Annotated in this window: 14 protein-coding genes and 2 pseudogenes; 9 read left to right on the top strand and 7 right to left on the bottom strand. The window is 66.8% G+C overall.

Going from position 1 to position 19,945, the window contains the following annotated elements; translation table 11 throughout:
- The 4 genes and pseudogenes from ACWIVK_RS01900 to ACWIVK_RS01915 all read left to right on the top strand — a co-directional run.
- Positions 1-183, top strand: a pseudogene (locus tag ACWIVK_RS01900) (TrmH family RNA methyltransferase); the annotation flags it as partial.
- A 191-nt stretch (positions 184-374) separates the two neighbouring features.
- Entirely contained in the window at positions 375-1,304 is a 930-nt protein-coding gene (locus tag ACWIVK_RS01905) for an ABC transporter ATP-binding protein (RefSeq protein WP_448574836.1), read from the top strand.
- Entirely contained in the window at positions 1,301-2,113 is an 813-nt protein-coding gene (locus tag ACWIVK_RS01910; protein ID WP_448574837.1) for an ABC transporter permease subunit, read from the top strand. The genes ACWIVK_RS01905 and ACWIVK_RS01910 overlap by 4 nt, the downstream gene beginning before the upstream one ends.
- Before the next feature lie 76 nt (positions 2,114-2,189).
- Entirely contained in the window at positions 2,190-2,729 is a 540-nt protein-coding gene (locus ACWIVK_RS01915; protein ID WP_448574838.1) for a type 1 glutamine amidotransferase domain-containing protein, read from the top strand.
- A gap of 35 nt (positions 2,730-2,764) precedes the next feature.
- On the opposite strand, the gene pyrF is transcribed toward ACWIVK_RS01915, so the two are convergent.
- Positions 2,765-3,610, bottom strand: coding sequence for an orotidine-5'-phosphate decarboxylase (pyrF, locus tag ACWIVK_RS01920; protein WP_448574839.1), 846 nt, complete (start codon positions 3,608-3,610; stop codon positions 2,765-2,767).
- 54 nt (positions 3,611-3,664) lie between these two features.
- Between pyrF and ACWIVK_RS01925 the strand changes: the two genes are divergently transcribed.
- Positions 3,665-6,343, top strand: a complete 2,679-nt coding sequence (locus ACWIVK_RS01925) for a hypothetical protein (RefSeq protein WP_448574840.1) — start codon at positions 3,665-3,667, stop codon at positions 6,341-6,343.
- Positions 6,344-6,407: 64 nt separating this feature from the next.
- Here ACWIVK_RS01925 and ACWIVK_RS01930 read toward each other — a convergent pair.
- Positions 6,408-6,509: pseudogene (locus ACWIVK_RS01930) on the bottom strand (hypothetical protein); the annotation flags it as partial.
- 896 nt (positions 6,510-7,405) lie between these two features.
- Between ACWIVK_RS01930 and ACWIVK_RS01935 the strand changes: the two are divergent.
- From ACWIVK_RS01935 to ACWIVK_RS01945, 3 genes are all read left to right on the top strand, one after another.
- Positions 7,406-8,431, top strand: a complete 1,026-nt coding sequence (locus tag ACWIVK_RS01935; protein WP_448574841.1) for a threonine ammonia-lyase — start codon at positions 7,406-7,408, stop codon at positions 8,429-8,431.
- Positions 8,428-10,551: a tetratricopeptide repeat protein gene (locus ACWIVK_RS01940; protein WP_448574842.1), complete on the top strand. Its 2,124-nt coding sequence runs from the start codon at positions 8,428-8,430 to the stop codon at positions 10,549-10,551. The genes ACWIVK_RS01935 and ACWIVK_RS01940 overlap by 4 nt, the downstream gene beginning before the upstream one ends.
- A gap of 178 nt (positions 10,552-10,729) precedes the next feature.
- The gene (locus ACWIVK_RS01945; RefSeq protein ID WP_448574843.1) at positions 10,730-13,054 is read left to right on the top strand and encodes a hypothetical protein; all 2,325 of its coding nucleotides are present in this window, start codon (positions 10,730-10,732) and stop codon (positions 13,052-13,054) included.
- Here ACWIVK_RS01945 and ACWIVK_RS01950 read toward each other — a convergent pair.
- The 5 genes from ACWIVK_RS01950 to ACWIVK_RS01970 are packed head-to-tail and all read right to left on the bottom strand — an operon-like array spanning position 13,049 to position 17,280.
- Positions 13,049-13,705 carry a hypothetical protein gene (locus ACWIVK_RS01950; RefSeq protein WP_448574844.1) on the bottom strand — a complete coding sequence of 219 codons (657 nt, stop codon included), beginning with the start codon at positions 13,703-13,705 and terminating at the stop codon, positions 13,049-13,051. The genes ACWIVK_RS01945 and ACWIVK_RS01950 overlap by 6 nt on opposite strands.
- Positions 13,696-14,742: a DNA polymerase III subunit delta' gene (gene holB, locus ACWIVK_RS01955; RefSeq protein WP_448574845.1), complete on the bottom strand. Its 1,047-nt coding sequence runs from the start codon at positions 14,740-14,742 to the stop codon at positions 13,696-13,698. Before holB ends, ACWIVK_RS01950 begins: the two co-directional genes overlap by 10 nt.
- Positions 14,743-14,744: 2 nt before the next feature.
- A complete protein-coding gene (locus ACWIVK_RS01960) occupies positions 14,745-15,503 on the bottom strand; it encodes a nuclease-related domain-containing protein (protein WP_448574847.1) in 759 nt (252 codons plus the stop codon).
- A 53-nt stretch (positions 15,504-15,556) separates the two neighbouring features.
- Entirely contained in the window at positions 15,557-16,423 is an 867-nt protein-coding gene (locus tag ACWIVK_RS01965) for a mechanosensitive ion channel family protein (RefSeq protein ID WP_448574848.1), read from the bottom strand.
- A 29-nt stretch (positions 16,424-16,452) separates the two neighbouring features.
- Positions 16,453-17,280: a hypothetical protein gene (locus ACWIVK_RS01970; RefSeq protein WP_448574849.1), complete on the bottom strand. Its 828-nt coding sequence runs from the start codon at positions 17,278-17,280 to the stop codon at positions 16,453-16,455.
- A gap of 767 nt (positions 17,281-18,047) precedes the next feature.
- On the opposite strand from ACWIVK_RS01970, the gene ACWIVK_RS01975 reads away from it, so the two are divergent.
- Positions 18,048-19,919, top strand: coding sequence for an endonuclease/exonuclease/phosphatase family protein (locus tag ACWIVK_RS01975; protein ID WP_448574851.1), 1,872 nt, complete (start codon positions 18,048-18,050; stop codon positions 19,917-19,919).
- The last annotated feature ends 26 nt before the right edge of the window (positions 19,920-19,945 follow it).

A 19,945-nucleotide genomic window follows, 5' to 3' on the forward strand; every position in this document is an offset into this window, starting at 1 on the left:
TCCGTCGCCTGCGCCGTTTCCTTGTACGAGGCGCTGCGCCAGCGTCGCCTGGCCGGCCACTACGAACGGCCGAAGCTTTCGCTCCCCGAACAGCAGGAGCGATTGCGACGCTGGCTCGAGCGCGAGGGACGAGCACTGCCGATCGAACGACCGACGAGCGATCCGTCAGCCGCGAGCGAGTGATCGTCTTCCTGCGAAAGCGGTCTTGACCAGGATCGGCTTCCCGTGCTAGACCCACCATCGTCTCGTCCTGTTCGGTTCCCTGACGGACGGGTGCACAGGCAAACCGCTCCAATAACGATCGGCACCGGGCGAGAGTCTTCGGGATAAGCTAAGCACTCCAGCCAGAGACCGCGCGGCGCAGGAGGTGAGTCTTGGCGGATTCTCCCGCGATCGTAGTCGAGCGCTTGACCCGCTCCTATGGCGCGCGCCGCGGCGTGATCGATTTGACGTTCCAGGTGCAGCCCGGCGAAATCTTCGGCTTTCTGGGACCCAACGGCGCCGGCAAGACGACCACCATCCGCGTCCTCATGGGCCTCTTGCGGCCGACGAGTGGTTCAGCCCGCATCTTCGGACTCGATTGCTGGTGCCAGACGACTCAGGTCAAAGAGCAGGTCGGCTATGTACCAGGAGATGTCCGGCTCTGGGAGAACCTGACGGGTGCGCAATTCCTCGACTTCATGGCTGCCTTCCGAGCGCGGATCGATCCAAAGCGCCGACAGATGCTCCTGGAGCGGTTTCGCGTCGAGCTGGACAGACCGATCAAGCAGCTCTCGCGCGGCAATCGGCAGAAGCTCGCTCTCGTCCAAGCACTGCTCCATGATCCACCACTCCTCATCCTCGACGAACCGACGAGCGGACTCGACCCGCTCATGCAGCATGAATTCCTGACATTCCTCATGGAGGAGCGTGAGCGCGGCAAGACGATCTTCCTCTCATCGCATCAGTTGGCAGAGGTGGAGCGCGTCGCTGATCGGGTCGGGATCATCCGCGAAGGTCGGCTCGTTGCTGCACTTCCGATCGAGGAACTCCGGCGGCGACGGACACGCCCCATGGAAGTCGTCTTCGCACAGCCGGTCGATCCCCAAAGCTTGGCTGATCTACCCAGCGTGCGTGTCCTCGCCGTCGAGAACGGTGGCACACGCTTCCAGCTCGGCGTGCAGGACGATCTCCCCGCGCTTCTGCGCCGGCTGAGCGAGCTTCCGGTGATCGATCTCACCTATGCACCCCCCGACCTCGAGAGCATCTTCCTCGCCTACTACCAACCGGAAAACGCTCGAGTGGGAGAGGATGATCTCTCATGAGCTGGCCAATGGTTCGAAAAGCTCTCCGCGATCTCCGCTGGACCGTATTCTGGTATGCGCTCGGCCTTGCCCTCTACATCGTCTTGATCGTGTCGTTCTATCCGACACTGGAGCGCCAGCAGGAGCAGTACGCTCGGCTCTATCAGGAATTCCCCGAGTTCCTTTTCCGTCTTTTCGGCATCGACCCTACCCAGGTGTCGCTTCTCACCACTTTCGCCGGCTACGTGCACTCCCAGATATTCGGTTTCATTTGGCCAGTCACCGCGCTCATCTTCGTCGTGCTGAGCGGCACGGCTCTCGTGGCCCAGGAGATCGAGCGAGGCACCGCTGATCTCTGGCTCTCGGTCCCGGTTCCGCGTGTCCACTTGCTCGTCAGCAAAGAGGTCGCCTTGCTCGGCGGCATCCTCGTCCTCGTCCTCACCAGCGAGGGCGCGCTCGCAGCTGGAGCAGCCGCCTTCGGTGGGGACCTCACTGCGCGAGGACTCGTCCAGCTCGCCGTCGCCTCGACCTGCTTCCTCATCGCCTTCGCTGGTCTGGCGACGCTCGCCTCGGCTCTGGCGAGCGAGCGCTCCAAAGCAGCCGGCGTCGTCGGCGGGATGGGCCTCCTCATGTACCTGCTCTGGGTTCTCGCCGGGTTGACCGAAGAGGCGCGATGGCTCCGCTTCTTCTCGCTCTTCACGGTCTACGACCCACAGGCAGCCATGCTCGGTGAGCTCCCCTGGTACAAGCCGGTGCTTCAGCTGCTCGTCGGTCTCGCCGCCGCAGTCGCCGCCCACATCGCGTTCGCCCGTCGCGATATTCTCGCTTGAAAGGCGAGCCATCCACGTCGAGCATGGTACGATGAACGCGAGAGAACCAGCGGACGATCGACGAGAGGGGGTTGCCATGGCCGAGCTTTCTGGAAAGCGCGTCGCGATGCTTCTCGCCAAGGACTTCGAGGACAGCGAAGCGACCGATCCCAAGCAGTATCTCGAGGCACGCGGTGCCGAAGTGGTGATCGTCGGGCTCGATCGCCAGCCGATCACCGGTAAGAAGGGAACTGTGCTGCAGCCGGACAAGACGATCGACGAGGTGACGGTCGACGAGTTCGATGCGCTCGTCATCCCCGGTGGCGGCTCGCCGGAAAACTTGCGGATCGACGATCGTGCGGTGGCCTTCACCCGCGCCTTCGTCGAAAGCGGGAAGGCGGTCGCCGCGATCTGCCACGGCCCGCAGCTGCTGATCTCGGCTGATGTGTTGCGGGGCCGCACGGTCACCTGCGTCAAGAAGATCCGCGATGACGTCAAGAACGCCGGTGCCATCTACGTCGATGAAGCGGTCGTGATCGACGGGAACCTCATCACGTCGCGCGTACCGGCCGATCTCCCGCTCTTCGATCAGGCGCTCGCCGAGGCGCTGGCTCGCGTGCCAGCGCGCGGTGACTGAGCCGACCAGCCCCGTGCCGGGCAGGCTCGACCGACTCAGCGGTGGCCAGCCTGCCCGGCGATCTCTTTCCGGACCCGCTCGATGGCATCGCGCACGCGGCGGGCCGCAGCCCGTGCCGACGCCGCGAACGATGGGCCCGCATCCGCATAGAGGATCGAGCGCGAGACAGTCACCAAAAGCGGCGCCGTTGCCTCGGTGAGGCCAGCGCGCACCGCTCGCTCCAAGTCTCCACCCTGTGCCCCCACCCCGGGCGCCAGGATCGGCAAGTCGGGGCAGCGTTGTCGTACCAAGGCCAGATCGACCGGGTAGGTGGCACCGACCACCAGTCCTACATTGCCGGAGCGCTGGTTCCACGCACGCGCTCGCTCAGCGAGCCACAAATAGAGCGGTTCACCGGACTCACCCACTGGCAGGTCTTGGATTTCGCCTGCACCAGGATTCGATGTCCGGACGAGGACGAAGACACCGCGATCGGGAGACAAGAGGAACGGCTCCAGAGCCTCGCTCCCGAGGTAGGGATGGACAGTGAGCGCATCGAATCCGAGCGCCTCGAACACCGCGCGGGCGTATGCGGCGGATGTGCTGGCGATGTCCCCGAGTTTGGCATCCAAGATGACCGGGATGTGCGGTGGGACGAGTTGGCGTGTGGCGGCCAACGCCGCGATGCCAGTCGCACCGTACTGCAAATAGAAGGCGAGGTTGGGTTTGTACGCGCAGACCAGGTCAGCCGTCGCCTCGATGATCGCCCGGTTGAAGACCACGATTCCTTCGGGATCACGCGAGATCCCTGTGGGAAATCGCTCGACGTCGGGATCGAGACCGACACAGAGTAGCGAGTGATTTTGGGCGATCGCCTGCTCGAGCCGCTCGCGGAAGCTCACCGCGCCCCCTTCGACCGCACCATAGAATAGCAGTGCCAGTCTGGAGTGGTATCGATGCATCAGACGGTACCCTGGATCGCCACCCTCCTCGAGGCAGATTTCCCTCCCCGTTTCGCCCGGTGGATCGCTGCACCTGCTCAGCGGACCCCACTGGACGCAGCGCTGCCGGCGATCTGGTGGCGGAGCCAGGTCTGTTCGCTCGTCCTGCGCCTCTCGCCCCCGCACCGGCGCGGCGATCGAGCGAGCCTCCTCTATGCGCTCCATCTGGCCGGCGCCTCCACGACCCGACTCGCCACGGTGACCGGCTTGGAGGAATCGCACATCATCGACGCACTGCTCGCGGTGCGCGCCGAGCTGAGTGACCACTGGACCGATCCCTGTCCGGAGGGACGGGAGGAGGTCGCATCGTGGCGCGATCGCCTGGCCGACCGCGATGCGTGGCTCGCGCTCCTGCTCCATACCCGCACCTGCTCCGCGTGCCGGACGGCGCTGGCGACGAGCCGCGAGGTCGATGCGCGGGTGCTCGAACGGGCCAGCACCGCACCAGTTCCCCCTCTCTCTGCTCCCCGCCAGCGCCGGCATTCGAGCATCGTCGTGCTGGTGGCGCTCGCGCTGCTTCTCGTCGTCGCCAGCTGGAGGCTGCCGGGAAACCGCGCGGTCGGGACGCCCGGCGACACCGCTGCTCCACCGGCCAGTGGACCGTACGTCTGGTTCGGCTCGGCTGGTCCGTACGCGCTCGCTTTCGATCTCGGCCAGCGTCGCTGGCTACCCGTGACCAGTCGTCTGCCAGCCGATGCTGGAGGGTTCCGACTGCTCGGCCCCGATGGCCAGCTGATCGCTGCTTGGACGCCCGACCCACCGCGCGAGCCGCGCTGGTTGGATATCCTCCGCTGGGACGGCACGCGGCTCGCTCGCTACCGCTGGGATCGCCAGACGAACCGTCGGCCGCTCGCCTGGCTCGATGCGACGACCCTCCTGATCCGGGAAACGCCGGTCCGGCACGCCTACGAGCGCGAGGCGGAGTACCTGGAGCGCTTGCAGCGCGACGCGCGGGTGCTGGCGCTCGATGTCCTGCGGGGAACGGAGACGACGCTCCTCCACGAACTCGTGACCGACGCGATCCCTTCACCCGACGGGCGAAGAGTGGCCGTCGTGCGAGCGATGGAACCGTTCGGCGCCGGCGCGACCAGCCGCCAGATCGCGATCCTCGAACGGTCCGGGACGCGTCTGCTCGCGGTCGCTGATGGCTACGTCGGGGCAGGGCTCGACCACCCGCTGTGGCTGCCGGATAGCTCAGCGCTCCTCTTCGCCCGCCGGCCGCCCGGCAAGCCGCCGCAGCTGCCGACTCCGACGGAGCTGGTGCGCTTGACCACGGACGGAACGACAACGATCGTCGTGCCGAGTTCACCGGGAACCGTGCTTCGGCCCCTTGCGCTCGACGAACGTCGTCTGTTCTACCTGGCGCTGCCGGCCGGGCACGCCGAACCAGGGGAGTTGTGGGAACTGGACTTGGCGACCAACGCCCGACGACGACTCGGGCAGCTGGACCGGCTGAACGGTTTTCTCACTGTCCTTCCGCAACCGGACAGTCCGCTCCTCATCGCCGTGCGGACCCTGCCGACATCGCCACCGCTGCGACCAGAAAGCGAGGTGACCGAACTCTACCGGATCGGCGACGATGCTCCGGAACTGATCGCTGCCGCGCCAGGGCGCTGGGGATTCGACGCGTGGGGACAGCCGCTCGCTGTGGCGACACCGACCGCGCCACCGGCGACTGCATCGCCACCCGCGCCCCCGAATGGGCCGCTGGGAGCTGGTCCGCTCGCCCTCGCCCCAGGCCGGAACTGGCTGCTGGCACCCGTCCCCGACGGACGCATCGCGATCTGGGACGCGACGAGCGGTATCCAGCTGACCGAGCCATGGCCGCTTCGGAAGCCGCACTGGCATCCGGCCGGGCTCGCCTTCGTCGCCCTGAGCGAACTGGGAGAACTCCAGCTCGTCGCTCGTTCGCCGGACGGATTCTGGAACGCGGTGCCGCTCGCCCTGGATGCCCCGCGCCGCGATGCCCTGGACCTCGCTTTCGGGCCAGACGGGCGGCTCGCGCTCCTGACGCGTACCGACGGCAGCGATCTGGTCCTGTGGACCGGATTCCCGCCCCAGGCGATCGAACTCGCCCAGTGGCACGGGCCAGAACTGGTCGGGAGACCGTGCATGGCCTGGCTGCGGGCTGGAGAGTTGCTGGTGGCCGCTCCGTTGGCCAGCGGCCAACTGGTGCTGACGTCCCTCACGGTCGAGGAGAGGGACGCGGTCAAGGTCCGTACCCTGGCACGCCTGCGCATCGACCGGGGATCAGCCGTCGAGACCTGCACCCTCGCGCTCGAACCGTCCGGGCGGGCAGTCGCCCTGCGCGCTGGATCCCGGGAACGCGAGCGCATCGTCCTCCTCTGGCTCGCTGAACCGGACTCGCCACTGATCCTCGCCGAGGGAAGAGCCAGCAGCGGGCTCGCCTGGTCACCGGACGGCACCCTCTTGGCTGCTCCGCTCGATGGAGCGCTGGTCGTTCATGGCCGGAACGGTCGAGAGGTGCTGAGGCGGCCCACGGCGGGTCTCGCGGATCTCATGTGGGTGGATACGCGAGAACTCTGGGTTTTGGAGCGATCCGAAGCAGGTTCCGAGGTTCACCGCGTCGCGATCGTCGATCTTTCGGAGGCGCCGACACGAGCCGCGCGGTAATGGACACGCTGAGGGCGCTCTCCCTCCCCTCCACGCTCGCCGACGCAGCCCAGAGACGTCCGCCCTACGCTTCGACGAGCTGACGCACGAGCGCGAGTCCCAAACCGCCGCCACGTTCCGGATCGCTGGTCGCGTGATACCGATCGAAGAGCCGCTCGTGCATGTCAGGCGGAAGACCTCATGCCAGTATCGGCAACGCTGACCATGACTTCCGCGTGAGACCGCCGGGAAGCCAGACGCGCGATTTCTCCCGTTGACGTGTGTCGCAGCACATGGTGCCCAAAGCTCGAGAGGATCGGTGGAGACGGAGCGGGTCTGCCGAGACGAATGGACAACCAGGCTCCGCCTCGACGGTCACCGCGCTGTGTCCGGACCGATGCACCTGCAGGCGAACGAGAGCGGCGATGGCAGACGGGAGGGGAGCGAGATCGAACCGACGCGAGAGCGAGTTCTCGCTCTTTCGACCGAGCTGCGGCGCCGATCGGCTGGCCGATGACGGCTTCGCCGCAGCGACTGAATCGAGACCGCTCGCTGGCAGGGATAGGACGAGCGGAGCGGTCTCGGAGCGCCACCCTGCTCCGCATGTGCCGAATCAGCGCCCGGGCATCGGCGTCGGACGACCGGCCGGGGACTGAAGCGCAGCAGCGTGGAATGACAGTGAAGAAGCCACTGCGGTGGTCGGTCGCGCCGCGGGCCGAGACGGCACTCCCGCGCGATTTGCTCGCCTCCAGCCCGCTCTCGGTGCTGGGCGGGGATGGTTCCGACCCGTGAGAGGTCGCGGCGCGCAGCTATTGCCGAGCGACGAGCTTCCCGGCGACTGTGCCGAACGGCCTCCTTCGACACGATCGTAGTGGGGTGGGCTCGATTGGGTCGGTGAATCGGCACGAGCTGACTCGAGCAGGTCGATCCGCCCCCCTGCCAATGGTCCAGCTGCAGTGGCAGACTCAGGGGCGGCAGGTCCTACCCGCGAGCTGGGCAAGCCGGGTGATGGACAAGCCGCGCACCGCGTTATAGGCTCGAGCGTGCGTGAGGGCAGGAGCGAGACCGGCGGAGGACGGACCGGTGGGGGGCACGGATCGACGTCAGCGACTGGAGCCACCGACATTCCACGATATTCTCCGAGCGCGAGCAGTCGTTCAGCGGTATCTGCCGCCCACGCCGCTGCTGCACTCGCCGCTCCTGAGCGAGCGACTCGGTTGTCAGGTCTACCTGAAATGCGAACAGCTGCAGCCGATCGGAGCGTTCAAGATTCGTGGTGGCATCTATCTCATGAGCCAGCTTTCCCCCGCGGAGCGCGCCCGTGGGGTCGTCACGGCATCGACCGGAAACCACGGTCAGTCGATCGCCTATGCTGCTCGTCTCTTCGGCGTTCGAGCGATCATCTATGCACCGGAGGGAGCCAATCCGCTCAAAGTCGCTGCGATGCGTCGGCTCGGCGCCGAGGTCGTGTTGACCGGGCGCGATTTCGACGAAGCGCGCCTAGCCTGCGAGGCACGCGCGGCAGCCGACGGACTGCGCTACATCCACTCGGCGAACGAACCGGATCTCATCGCTGGTGTGGGAACCTATGCGCTGGAAATCTTGGACAGCGTCCCGGACCTCGATGCGATCATCGTGCCGATCGGGGCAGGAAGCGGCGTCTGTGGTACTGGTATCGTGATGAAAACCGTCGATCCCGCGATCCAAGTGATCGGCGTCCAAGCCGCTGGTATGCCGGTCGTCTACGAGTCCTGGCGGAAGGGTCAGCTGCTGGAAATGACTGACGGGTACACGTTCGCCGAGGGAATCGCGACCCGCGTTGCCTTCGAGCTCCCGCTGCGCATCATCCGGGAACGCGTCGACGACATCGTCCTGGTGTCGGACGAAGAGATCGCACGCGCGATGATCGAGTTGCTCGAGACCCGCATCGTCGCCGAGGGGGCAGGTGCAGCCGCGCTCGCCGCGGCGCACCGGATCCGCGACCGACTGGCCGGCAAGACGGTCGTCCTCGTCGTCAGCGGCGGCAACGTGACCCTGGAAACCCTGCGCTGGGCTTGGGGTCTCGCCGACGCGTCAGCCAGCGAGAAAGCGACCGAGGTGGGGCGATGAGCGTCTTCGAGCAGTTCGGTCGATGGCTCCGTCGTCGCCAAGGTATCGAACGCAATCCGCTCTATCGCATCGCGGCCGACGCGATCCAGGGTCGCCTGACGCTCGAGCAAGCCTATGCCCTCGCCGAGCAGCCCGGGACCGTGGCCCGACTGGCCGACGGCGATCTCTGGGAGGTTCTCGACGAAGCCACGCGTGCGCGCCTCGACTATCCGGAGCACGCGCTCCTCTTGAACCGTCTGGTCATTCTGGCAGCCCGCCAAAAAGGATTCGATCGTGTGCTCATGGAGGCGAACCTGCGGGCAGCCGATATCCTCGCTGATCTCGCGCTCGAGAGCGGCGAACAGAACCCGACATACCAGCGCGAGCAGGAACTCCATCTGCAAGAAGCGCTGCGAGCAGCGCAGCGCATCGCCAACGCGGCTGGGCAGCGCCGTGCTCTCGCCCGCTTGGCTCGCTTGGCCCGGGATCGCGGCGAGCACGAGCGGGCACGCGAGTTGCTCCTGCGTCAACTCGAGTCAGGTCGCGAGGACACCGACACGATCGAGGATGTCGACACCGCGCTCCTCCTGGGCGATCTCGCCCGGCAGGAGGGGAATCTGGTTGCGGCGCGCGAGTTCTACAGTCGGGCGGCTCGCAGCGCCCGCCGCGTCGGCCACAACGTGGGTATGGTCGATGCACTCCTGCGCCAGGTCTCGATCCTCCGCGAATTGGGCGATCTCGATGCCGCCTACCCGCTGTTGCAGCAAGCACAGGAAGCGGCCGAACGCGTGCTCGATCGCCGCTTGCAAGCCGAGATCGCGATCCAAATCGGTGCACTGCTCGCCGAGCAGCGGCGGGTGAGTAAGGCTCGTGCTGCCCTGCTGACCGCCTTGGAGCGAGCCCGCGCAGCGGCCGACCTGGCGCTGGAGAGCCGGTGCCTCATCGGGCTCGCCCAACTCGAGCGGCAAGCCGGTCGTTTCCGGGATGCCGCTGATCACCTGAACCAACTCGCCCATCTGGAACTGCGGATTGGCAACCAGCGAGCAGGGGTCCGCGCGCTGCTCGATGCCGCGGAACTCGCCCTCGAGGGAAACCAGCCAGAGCGGGCACTCCAGCTTCTCCAACTGGCCCAACAGCAGCACGAGGCCAACGAGGACACGGCATTGCGCCAGCGGTTGCTCGGCCTCTCCGGACTCACGCACGCGGCGCTCGATCATCGGGGCGAGGCCTTGGAATACCTGTACCAGGCCTTCCGGCTGGCGAGTTCGACAGGGAGCACTGCCGAGCAAGCGCGCTGGTTGATCGGCACGGGAGAAGTGCTCCTCCAGTTCGGCGAACTCGCGGACGCGCTCCTCGTCGCCAAGCACGCGGCCGATCTGGTCCGAGCGAGCGACGATTCCCGCCTGGAAGCACAGCTCGCAGTTCTTCAGGGGTCGATCGCCATGGCCCGCGGTCTTCGGCAAGAAGCGATGGAGCGCCTGGCCGAAGCGGTCGAGGCAGCCGAGCGGGCCCACGACTTCGTCACGCAGGAACGGGCGCTGCTGCTCCTGGCGGAACTCGCGCTGCAAGAGGCCGATCCGCATCATGCGATCGGCTACCTGCGCCAAGCGCTCGATCTGGCACGAGCGACCGGCAACGACGAACTCCGCACGCGACTGCACGGCCGCATCGCTCGGCTCTATCAGTCGCTGCACTACTTCCGGGAAGCAGAGGAACATTATCGGGCTGCTGCTCAACTCGCTCAGGAGATCGACTCGCTTCCCCTCCAAGCACGCGCTCTGCGCGGACTGGCGACTGTCCTCGATGCGTCCGGACGAGCTGAAGAAGCATTGGCGACCTACGAACAAGCGATCGCGCTGGCGGAGCAATTGGGAGACCGGCGTGCCGCGCTCGCGCTCCATTACAACGCTGGACTGCTCCTGCTCGATCGCGGGAACGACGGCGGGGCACGGTATCACCTGCGGCTCGCGCACGATCTGGCACTCGCGCTCGGCGAGACTCAACTCGCCCAGAGCCTGCGCGATCTGCTCGGCCCGCAGCCAGCCGAGCCTCCCTTCTCCGATGAGCTGAGCGACGAACTGGTCAGCGAATCGCCGCTCAACCCACCGCGCCGCGAGACCTCGCCGTACGACTTCCTCTAGAATCTGCGTACGAACGCGTGTTCCTCTAGACGTACGTACACTCCCTGTGCTAGACTGAGCAGTGCCAGGCAGGCACGGCTGGGCCACAGCCCGAGCGAGCGTGGGAGTAGAAGGGCCCACGCAGTGGGGATCGTGTGCCCGAGCGAGGGGGAGTGTCCAACGGCGAGAGGAGCGGAGCATGGCGCATGTCGTCGAGCGGAGCGCACGGTCGGCCTGGGCGAGTCCATCACCGTACGTCGCGCTCCAATACCCGATCGGAAACGGCGCAGTCGAGCGACAGGCCTTCGCGATCGTCATCGACCCGATCGATCCCCTGCCGAGCAGCCCGGAGGTCGCACGACGCATCATCACCCTGCTGCAGCATGCCGTGTGGCAACTCGGCGAGCATCCGACGGTAGAGGATCTCTGCGAGGCCCTGACCGAAGCGTTCCTGCGAGCCAACCACTGGCTGACGACGCTGAACAGCGGGCGGCCCAGCCGGCAATGGTACCGCTTCGGTGCGACCTGCGCTCTCTTGAGCGGGCATGACCTCGTTCTGGCCCAGGTCCCGCCCGGATGTGCGCTCGTGGCTCAGGACCATGAACTCTATCGCTTCCCGTCCGATGACCACGCAGTGAGCCGCTACGCCACTGCTTTGGGCAATGCTCGTCAGCTCCAGCCAGCGCTCTACTATACCCGCAGTGCCCCCGGCGATCTCGTGCTCCTGACGAACGCCGAGTACGGTGCCCGTCTGCTGGCCGCGCACGCCGACTCGCTCCCGGGCGCCTCACCGGCTCGACTCGCGGAATTGCTGGAGGAACTCGCCGTGGATGCCGGAGATCCCGAACCAGTCCCCGCAGTCGCCCTGCGCGTTCCCGAGCCGATCCGCCTCACTCGCCAACCAGTGCGCCGCCTGAGCGAACTCCTCCGCCTCTTGCTCCCGGAGGACGGGAACCAGGACAGTCGTACTGCGCGGCGAGTGGACGAGCGGGATATTGACGGGACGCCCCCGGATAGGCAGACTAAGGAGGCACGAGTGGAGCGACCGGACGAGCGGGCCGACACGGACGCTGATCCAGTCGACGCGATCGATGACCAAATCGCCGGTGCTCCCGGCTGGCACGCCCAGCCGCTCGGTGCCGTCGCAGAAGAAGCCGAGCCACCACGGGTGGCGAAACGGGGTGGGGGGCGCCCCCTGTTCGAGCTCATCGCTGGACTGGCCATCGCCACAGTGACTGGACTCGCGGGAATCTGGCAGCTCCTCCGCCGGCGACGCCGCCCGCTCCTTCCGCAGGACGAGGGCACCTTCGGACTCCCCCGTCTCGAGCGCCACGAAGACCGAATCCGGTTGCCTGACCTCACGCCGGTGCGCCGGCAGTTGCCCCGCCTGCCAGCGAGCCGCTTGACTGGACTCATCGCCCTCGGTCTGATCGGTGCGCTGACCACGACGCTGGTCGTCTCCGTCCAGAACGGGCGAGTCAGCGAGCGGAAGCAGGAGTTCGCGCACCTGTATCAATCGGCCGTTGCCGAGCGGCAACTCGCCGAGCGAGCGTCAGACCCAACGATCGCCCAGGCCTACCTCGCCACTGCGTCGCAGCGCCTAGAGCGGGCCGCCTCGCTCGGACTGGACCCGGAACTGCTCGCCCAAGAGCGTGCCGCCATCGAGCGGACGCTCGATCGCCTGTTGCGTGTCGAGCGCCTTTCGACCACGACCGTTCAGGTCCTCGGCGCCGTACCGAGCGCACCCGAGGGTATCGCACCACGGATCTTCTTCGGCAACGGCCAGCTCTATCTTTTGACCGATGCGTTGTATCGGCTCGAGGCTGGCGGAACGCGTCTGGTGCGCCTCATCGGTCCTGGTGATGCGGTCGATGGCCGGACGGTGGGGACACTGGTCGGGGCAGCGTGGGCCGACGGTGCGCCGATCGCCTTCGATGGGAACGCGGCGTATCTGTTCGATCCGGCCGCTGCCCGCTGGAGCGCCCAACCGGTCGGCACGTTCGGCGCTCCCTACCAGAACGTCGCCGCTGTCGGCAGCTTCGCCGGTAATCTCTATCTCCTCGTGCCACAGAGCGGCCAAATCCTCCGGTTCCTGAACGGTGCCTATGCCAATCTCCCGCAAGACTGGACTGGGGGTCTGGCGGACAAGGAGCTCCGACAGGCGACTGACTTCGAGATCGATGGCCGCATCCACGTTCTGCTCGCCGATGGACGCGTCCTCACGTTTTACCGTGGGGCACTGGAGACGACCGTGACACCCGCGGTCGAGCCGCCCATCACCGACGCCGTCGCGCTCGCCATGCAACCGGATCGACCCTACCGGTATATCGGCACGCGCAGCGGCCGGATCCTTCGCCTGAAGGCTGACGGAACGCTCGTCCAGCAGTTCATCAGCGGGGCTGGAGTCCCCTCGCTCGACGGTCTCCTCGATCTCGCGGTCGATGACGTGCAGGGGCTCGCCTACGTCCTGACCGAGCGCGGACTGTTCCTCGTCCGCTTGCCTGCACCACCGTCTGGCTCATGACCCTGGCTCGTCGGTGACGAGGTCCGCGAGGGGAACACGCACCGTCTCGCCCCCCACCCGGACGAGCACGGTGCGGTCTCGGGTGCGCACCGACCAGACGACGCCGCTTCCGTGGGGCGAGCGCACCGGCGTGCCGATCCGCGGGAATCCCCCTGGTCGAGCCGGCGCTCCGGCCAGTAAGCGCTTCATTGCCGCCTCCTCCAGGTCGATCGGCACTGCTGGTCGCCCGGTACTGCCGGTGAGCGCACCTTCCCCGACAGACACCAGGGCAATCGGTCGGCCGAGCAGGCGAGCCAGCTCCGCCTCGCGTTCGCTCCGCTCATCGACCGATGCGGTGGTCACCTCGATGACCAGCCCCCCAGCGAGGGTCGGGCGGAGACCGACCAGACGCCACGGCAGCAGACCGGCGAGTTGCCCGGCGAGCGCGCTCGCCTCCGCGACCAGCACCGCAAGGCGCGCGGTCTCGTCCGATCCGAGCGGGCGAGCAGGCAGTGGCGTGCCGCCCTCCCAGCCGAGAAGCGCTGTCTCCTCACCGGAGAGTGCAGCCGCTTCCTCACCGAGCGGCCCGGGGACCGCGACCCATGGCACGATCTCAGTCACCGTCGCGATCTCCAGTCGCGCACTTCCGATGCGCCGGACCGCTATCCGCACCGGCTCACCTCCGCCCAGGTCACCATCGCGGCATCGAGCGCGAGGCGCGCCTGCACGTTCGCCTCGAGGTCCGCCAGTGCCTGAAGGGTCGCCGAAAGACCAGCACACGCACCAGCGATTCCACAGCGGCGAGCGAACCGCTCGAGCGTCCTGCGGGCATCTTCGTGGACGATCGGAGCACTCGGATCGGCAGCGAGCCAGAGCGCATCGCGCCACAGCTCGACTGCGAGCTGGAGCGACGACAGAACCTCGGCGCGACGCCCCCGCCGGTACTGCTCAGCCAAGCGCCGCGCGAAGCCGATGGCCGCGAGCGGCTCGGTCATGGCGGCGATCACCTCAGCCACGCGCTTCTCGCGTTGCACCCGCGCAGCGTCATCGGTGACCAGTCGAAACGCGAGCGCGATCCGCCCCCGCGTCTCGCGCGCGAGCCGGTTCGCCAACTCTGGCGCTGCACCCCGCGCCTCGAGTGCGCGCGCGACGAGCGGTATCGGCAGTGGCTGCAACACGATCGTCTGGCAGCGGGAGCGGATCGTCTCGGGCAACGCTTGGGGATCCTCGGCGACGAGTACGAGCACCGCGTACGGCGGAGGTTCCTCCAGAGTCTTGAGCAAGGCATCGGCTGCCTCGCGCGAGAGCCGCTCGGCATCGTCGACGATCGCGATCCGCCACGCGCCTTCCAGGGGACGCAAGCTGAGGCTCGCCCGGAGCTCGCGCACCTGATCGATCGAGACCTGCTTCGCCTCTTCCGCCCCGGTATCCAGGCCGATACGCGCCACGTCGGGGTGGACGCGTCGCGCGATCCGCCGGCAGGAGCGGCACACCCCGCACGGTCGCCGCTCAGCTGCTGCCTCGCAGAGCAAGGCTTGGGCGAAAACGAAGGCGAGCGTCGTCCGTCCGATTCCCGCCGGGCCAGCCAGGAGATAGGCATGATGCACCTGGCCGCTTTCGATGGCCCGGGCGAGCATGCTGACCGCTCCCTCGTGCCCGATGATCGGCCAACTGGGTGTCGCTCGAGATGGCGAGAGATCGTTCGTCACGTTCACTTCGACTTGGCGGGAACGCGCGTCGCCAGTGAGATCGGTCCCTCGACCTGCTCGCCCTGCGAGAGCGCGGTCACGATCTCGTCGATTTCTCCTTGACTGAGGCGCCGTTCGGTTCCCAGCATACGCACCGCCTCGAGCAGTTCCTTGCGGGTCACCACGGTAATCGGCGACTCGATCACCTCCAGCTGCACCTGATCGTTCAGGAACACGATCAACCCCTCGACCAGGTCTGCGCCGGGCAAGTCACGACGCTCGAGAAAGGTGCGCAAGGCTTCCATCTGCCGCTGGCATTCGATCGTCGGATTCCCCAGCGGCGGCCCACCGAACGTGAGGAGCCGGATGAAGAGACGATCGAGTCGGCGCCAACGAGACCCCTTGACGACGATCCGCCCCGCCAGCTCGCGCGTCGTGATGTTCAGGACTCCACCCGGCCAAATCAAGACATGCTCTGGGCGCCATCCCTCGGGGATCTCGGGATAGTGGACCAGCGTATAGCGATCGTTCAAGCGCCGGAGCGCCGCGTCCAGCAGTTCGTCCGGTCGCGGCCGGCGATTCCACTTCGCCCACTGCTGCATGCCGGCATTGAAGAAGAGGAAACCAGTGATGAGCAAGGCGTAGGCCAAGTAGACGTACAGCAGCTGTTGCAAGAACGTGAGAGCGATCGAGCCGAAGAGTCCACTCAGCCCCAGTGCGATCATGATCCGGGTGCCGCGTTGCCGCTTCTTGAGATAACCGACGTTGCGCACGACACGCATGCTCGGGCCTCCGACCGGCCGCTCGACGCCTCGACCCCAGTCTAACACGAGGCTCAGGACGGTGAAGGTTCGGCCGAGTCCGGCGGCTGGATGATCGTGACCGTTCGCGGATAGGGGGCGCTCACGCCAGCTTCGCGCAAGGCGAGCAAGATCCGGCGCCGCAGTTCGCGCGCGACACGCCACTGCTCCAGTGGACGCGTCTTGACCGCCAGTCGCACCGTCGCTTGCTGAGGAGCGATCGCCTCGACCCCCAGCACCTCGCCAGGCTCGAGCACGAGCGGGCCGAGCACCGGATCGTTCGGGAGGTTTCCCAGGAGATCACGCAACAACGCGACGACACGATCGACGTCTTCCTCCGGCGTGACTGCCACATCGATGACCGCGCGCGCCCAATCACGCGACAGATTCTGCACGATTCGGATCTCGCCGTTCGGGATGACAACGTACGCACCATCCAAGGTGCGCAGTGCGGTATAGCGAAGGGTGAGCGACTCGACCTGCCCACTGATCGCGTTCACGGTGATCACGTCGCCGACATGGAATTGGTCTTCCAGAACGATGAAGATCCCGCCGATGATATCCCGAATCAAAGTTTGCGCCCCGAGCCCCACCGCGAGACCAGCTACTCCAGCACTGGCCAAGAGCGGCCCGATCGGGACACCGAAGACCGCGAGGATGGTCAGCCCTGCCAGGATCCAGACGATCAGACGAGTCGCTGACTCGGCCAATGAAGTGAGCGTGCGGAGACGGGTGGCGAACTCGCGATCCGTCGCCCGCCTCGACGACAACAGCCGGGCGACGCCGCGGCGGATGACGAGACGAGCGACTCGCAAGGCGAGCCAGGCCAGCAGCAGAATGACGACTGCCCGGAGGCCCGGCTCGAGAAGCGTCGCCAGTCGATCGGTCCACCGGTCGATCACCGACCGTTCCCTCCGCTTCTCTCATCGAGCTACTCGGGATGCACCAGCCAGCGAGCGAGCGCTTCCTCCCAGTTCCGGAGTGCGCGGTCCGCGATGACCAAGACTCCATAAGAGGAAGCCAATCCGCCGTCATCGGCCGGACGGAGCACGACCAACGCTGGAAGTACCCGCGAGAACGTCTCCCGCAAGGCGACGAGACGGTCCCGCGCACTGGTCACCGCCGGCTCGTCGATTTCCGGAACGACCCAACCGACGATCCAGAGCGGTGGAGCGTCAGTCGCTTGCCGCAACACGCCGGTCACGACCAGGTCAGCCGAGAGCCAAGAATCGAGTGCTCCCTCCGACAGATGGCCCTGTACTTCGTCGTAGAACTCTCCCGGGACACCCCAGCGCAGCCGGGTGAGATGCCGGCAGAAAAGATCAGGCACGCGCCGAGCAGCATCCTGAGCGAGCATCAGAAGGCTCGCTCGTTCCTGTTCGCGGATCAGCTGCCGCAGCAGCACCCCGAAGCCGACCAGTTGCCCGGTGACCTCCTCCAGAGGAGGCCACAGCTGCTGCAGTCGTTCGATGAAATCAGCCAGGAGTCGGCGAGTCGCTTCGTCGATCTCGGCTACGTTGCGGAGCTCCTGACTGAGCACGTTCAGGAAGTCGTTCACCTTGGACTGGGTATTGGTCATTTCGCGGAAGAGAGCGCTCACCTCGCGCATCGCGTCGATCACTCCATGGAGCTGTCCAGTCGTCTCGCGCTGGACACCGATCAACTCGCTCAGCTGGTTGACCGTGACGCGGTGCAAGGAGACGATTTCCCGCATCGCCTGGTGGATGACGTCGAGCGGCGACTGGTGATTCGGATTCACGCTGTCCTCGCTTTCCCTCATCGGGCCGGCTCGGGGCGAAGGATAGCACGCCTGCTGGCGCTGCCGGGCACCTCGGAGCGGAGAGGCGCGCCCGTGCGAGAACGTTCATCCGCATGGTCAAGCCAGGAGAGACGCCAACAACCGGAGCAGCGGCAGTGACGAGCGAGGGAGCAAAAAGCGACCCCGACGAGCCTCTTTCGTCCCGGCGCGTGATCCGCCAGCCTCTGGCTTCACCCCCTTTCCGGCTCGCGCCGGTCCGGCTGGTGAACGATTCTGGCGCTGTTCCTTACGGAACAGCTGATCCAGCAGCTAACTACTGGATCAGGAACGAGTTCCCCGGACGCCCGGGTGCTCTTCCGCGACGGTCCGACGACAACTCGTCGGGATCGCATTTTGAGGATAGCACGATCGTGCCACGTTGTCAAGACCCCTGCCCAGCCTCTTTCGATGAGGTCGAGCGCATGGCATCCGCTCTCACACTGCCTGGCCTTCCCCTCCGAGCGAACCGCGCGTCGATGACGCGAGCGGAGCTCAGGACTCGTCTGGGCAGCGGGAGCAGCATGGACGCGTTCCCAGCAGCCCGGATAACAGCGCGCGTGCCTCGTCACCGACGCTTCCGGCCACTCGCCTCTCGTCGCTCCTCTCGACAGGATCGCTCGACGTCCGACGGCGTTTCCGGCCGATCGCTCCTTGCTCGTTGCGGCATTTTCTTCTAGTCTCGCTCGCGATACCGTGGGCAGGTCGTGGACCAGCGCGTGGACACACCGGTGCTGCGATCACCTTTTCGTCCGTCCGCTTCTCGCCCACCCCGTCTGGCCTCGGATGTCACCTGGTGGGCCGGGCTCGCCGTGGCACTCGGCGTTGTCCTCTGCCTCCAGGCAACGCGCGTGTTCGTCTCCGACCTCGTCTTCGTCGTCGACCAAAGCCGGCGGCTGGCCCTGCTCAGCCTGATCGCGACCGTCTTCGCGAGTCCGCTCCTCGCGCCGCTCGTTGGGAGGCTGAGCGGTGGGCAACTCCTGCCTGTGGCTACGTTGCTCCTCGTCGTCGCCCGAGCCGGTCTCCAGTTCGTCGACTGGCCGCTCGCCCGGTTGCTCCTCGCCGCTGTGGGATTCGCTGCCGCGAACTGGATGCTGATTCCGCTTCTCCGCTGGCGAGCTCGTGCCGGACTCGGTCTTCTCACGGGTGCTGGCCTCGATCTCGCGCTCCGCACCGCACGGACAACGATCGATCTTCCCTGGAACCCTGGAGTGGGCAGTCACCTCGCGACAGCTGGGCTGCTCGCTCTCCTGCTCCTCACGGTGGCTTTGGTCGTGGCGGACCGCGGGCCGGTCGAGCCACGCGGTGCACTCGGCTTCCTCGCCTTCGGCCCTGTGCTCGGCCTCTTTCACCTTTTGACCGGTAACCTCGGTTTCGCGGTCGTGCACACTGGTTGGCCGCTCGCTGCAGCGAGCGCGCTCCTCGGCCTCGCGCTGCTCGTGGGCCTCGCGACTCTCCCGTTCGCCGGGAGACATTGGCTGGGCTGGGTCCTCACGACGCTTCTCGGTGCGGGTGGGTGCTTGCTCGCTTGGGGTGATGGCTGGAGAGCTGTCATCGGCATCGCCGCTGCTACGCTTGCCTGGACGGTCCTCACCACCGTCGTCGCGCTCGGTGGCCGGTCGCGACGCCTGCCAGCGAGCGTGTTGCGCATCGCGACTGCACTAGCTATCGGGAACCTGCTCCAGGTCGCTCTCCTCTTCCGCTACTTCACAGTGACGGGCGACCACTCGATCGTGCTCGCATTGTTCGGGCTGGTCGCGCTGTTCGCTGCACTCGAGTGGCCGAGAGCCTGGCCGGCGGGCACGGTCGCGCTGCTGCCGCATATCGCGCTCTTGGTCGCCGGACCGCTCGCCGGCGCTCTCGCTTGGCAGCTCTTCACGACGCGGGAGCAGGAGGTGGTACCGAGTGCAGGCGGCAACGAGCTCGTCGTCGTCACCTACAACATCCAGTCGGGCTACGACCGCCAGCACCGCTGGGATCTGGAGGCCACCGCCCGAGCGATCGAGCGCCTACAGCCGGACATCGTCCTCCTTCAGGAAGTCAGCCGCGGCTGGCTGGTGACCTCCAGTGCTGACCAACTCACTTGGCTCAGTCGTCGCTTAGGCATGCAAGGCGCTTGGGGTCCGGCGAGCCACGATCGTCTCTGGGGCAACGCGGTCCTCACCCGCAGCCAACCGCTGGAGGTCAGGACCACACGCTTCCGCACGACCCAGAACCTCGAGCGGGGTACCGTCGCCGTGCAGCTGGCGACACCCACTGGCCCACTGTGGGTCGCCAGTACCCACCTCGACGACCCGCGGCAAGCAGTGACCGTCCGGCTGGCCCAGATCGAGGAGCTGCTGGCCTTCCTCCAGCCGATGCGCCCGCTCGTCCTGGGAGGCGATTTCAATGCCGATCCCGGTAGCCCCGAGCTGACCCGGCTCGGTGAATCCGGCCTCATCGACGCTGCAGCCGCGGTCGGGGCCACCGACCCGACCTCCGCAGACGACCGGCGGATCGATTATCTGTTCGTCACCGGTGAGCTACAGCCTCTCGCCGGCTCGGTTCCACCGATCAGCGCGTCTGACCATCGGCCGGTCGTCGTCCGCCTCGCACTGCCCTAAACCTAAAGCGCCCGGTCACCTGAGCC

Source organism: Thermomicrobium sp. (assembly GCF_053493975.1).

What these genes read in the sequence shown, in the direction of transcription:
- ACWIVK_RS01910 (WP_448574837.1), top strand. Translation starts at nt 1,301, where the DNA reads ATGAGCTGGCCAATGGTTCGAAAAGCTCTCCGCGATCTCCGCTGGACC.
- ACWIVK_RS01915 (WP_448574838.1), top strand. Translation starts at nt 2,190, where the DNA reads ATGGCCGAGCTTTCTGGAAAGCGCGTCGCGATGCTTCTCGCCAAGGAC.
- ACWIVK_RS01925 (WP_448574840.1), top strand. Translation starts at nt 3,665, where the DNA reads ATGCATCAGACGGTACCCTGGATCGCCACCCTCCTCGAGGCAGATTTC.
- ACWIVK_RS01940 (WP_448574842.1), top strand. Translation starts at nt 8,428, where the DNA reads ATGAGCGTCTTCGAGCAGTTCGGTCGATGGCTCCGTCGTCGCCAAGGT.
- ACWIVK_RS01945 (WP_448574843.1), top strand. Translation starts at nt 10,730, where the DNA reads ATGGCGCATGTCGTCGAGCGGAGCGCACGGTCGGCCTGGGCGAGTCCA.
- ACWIVK_RS01960 (WP_448574847.1), bottom strand. Translation starts at nt 15,503, where the DNA reads ATGCGTGTCGTGCGCAACGTCGGTTATCTCAAGAAGCGGCAACGCGGC.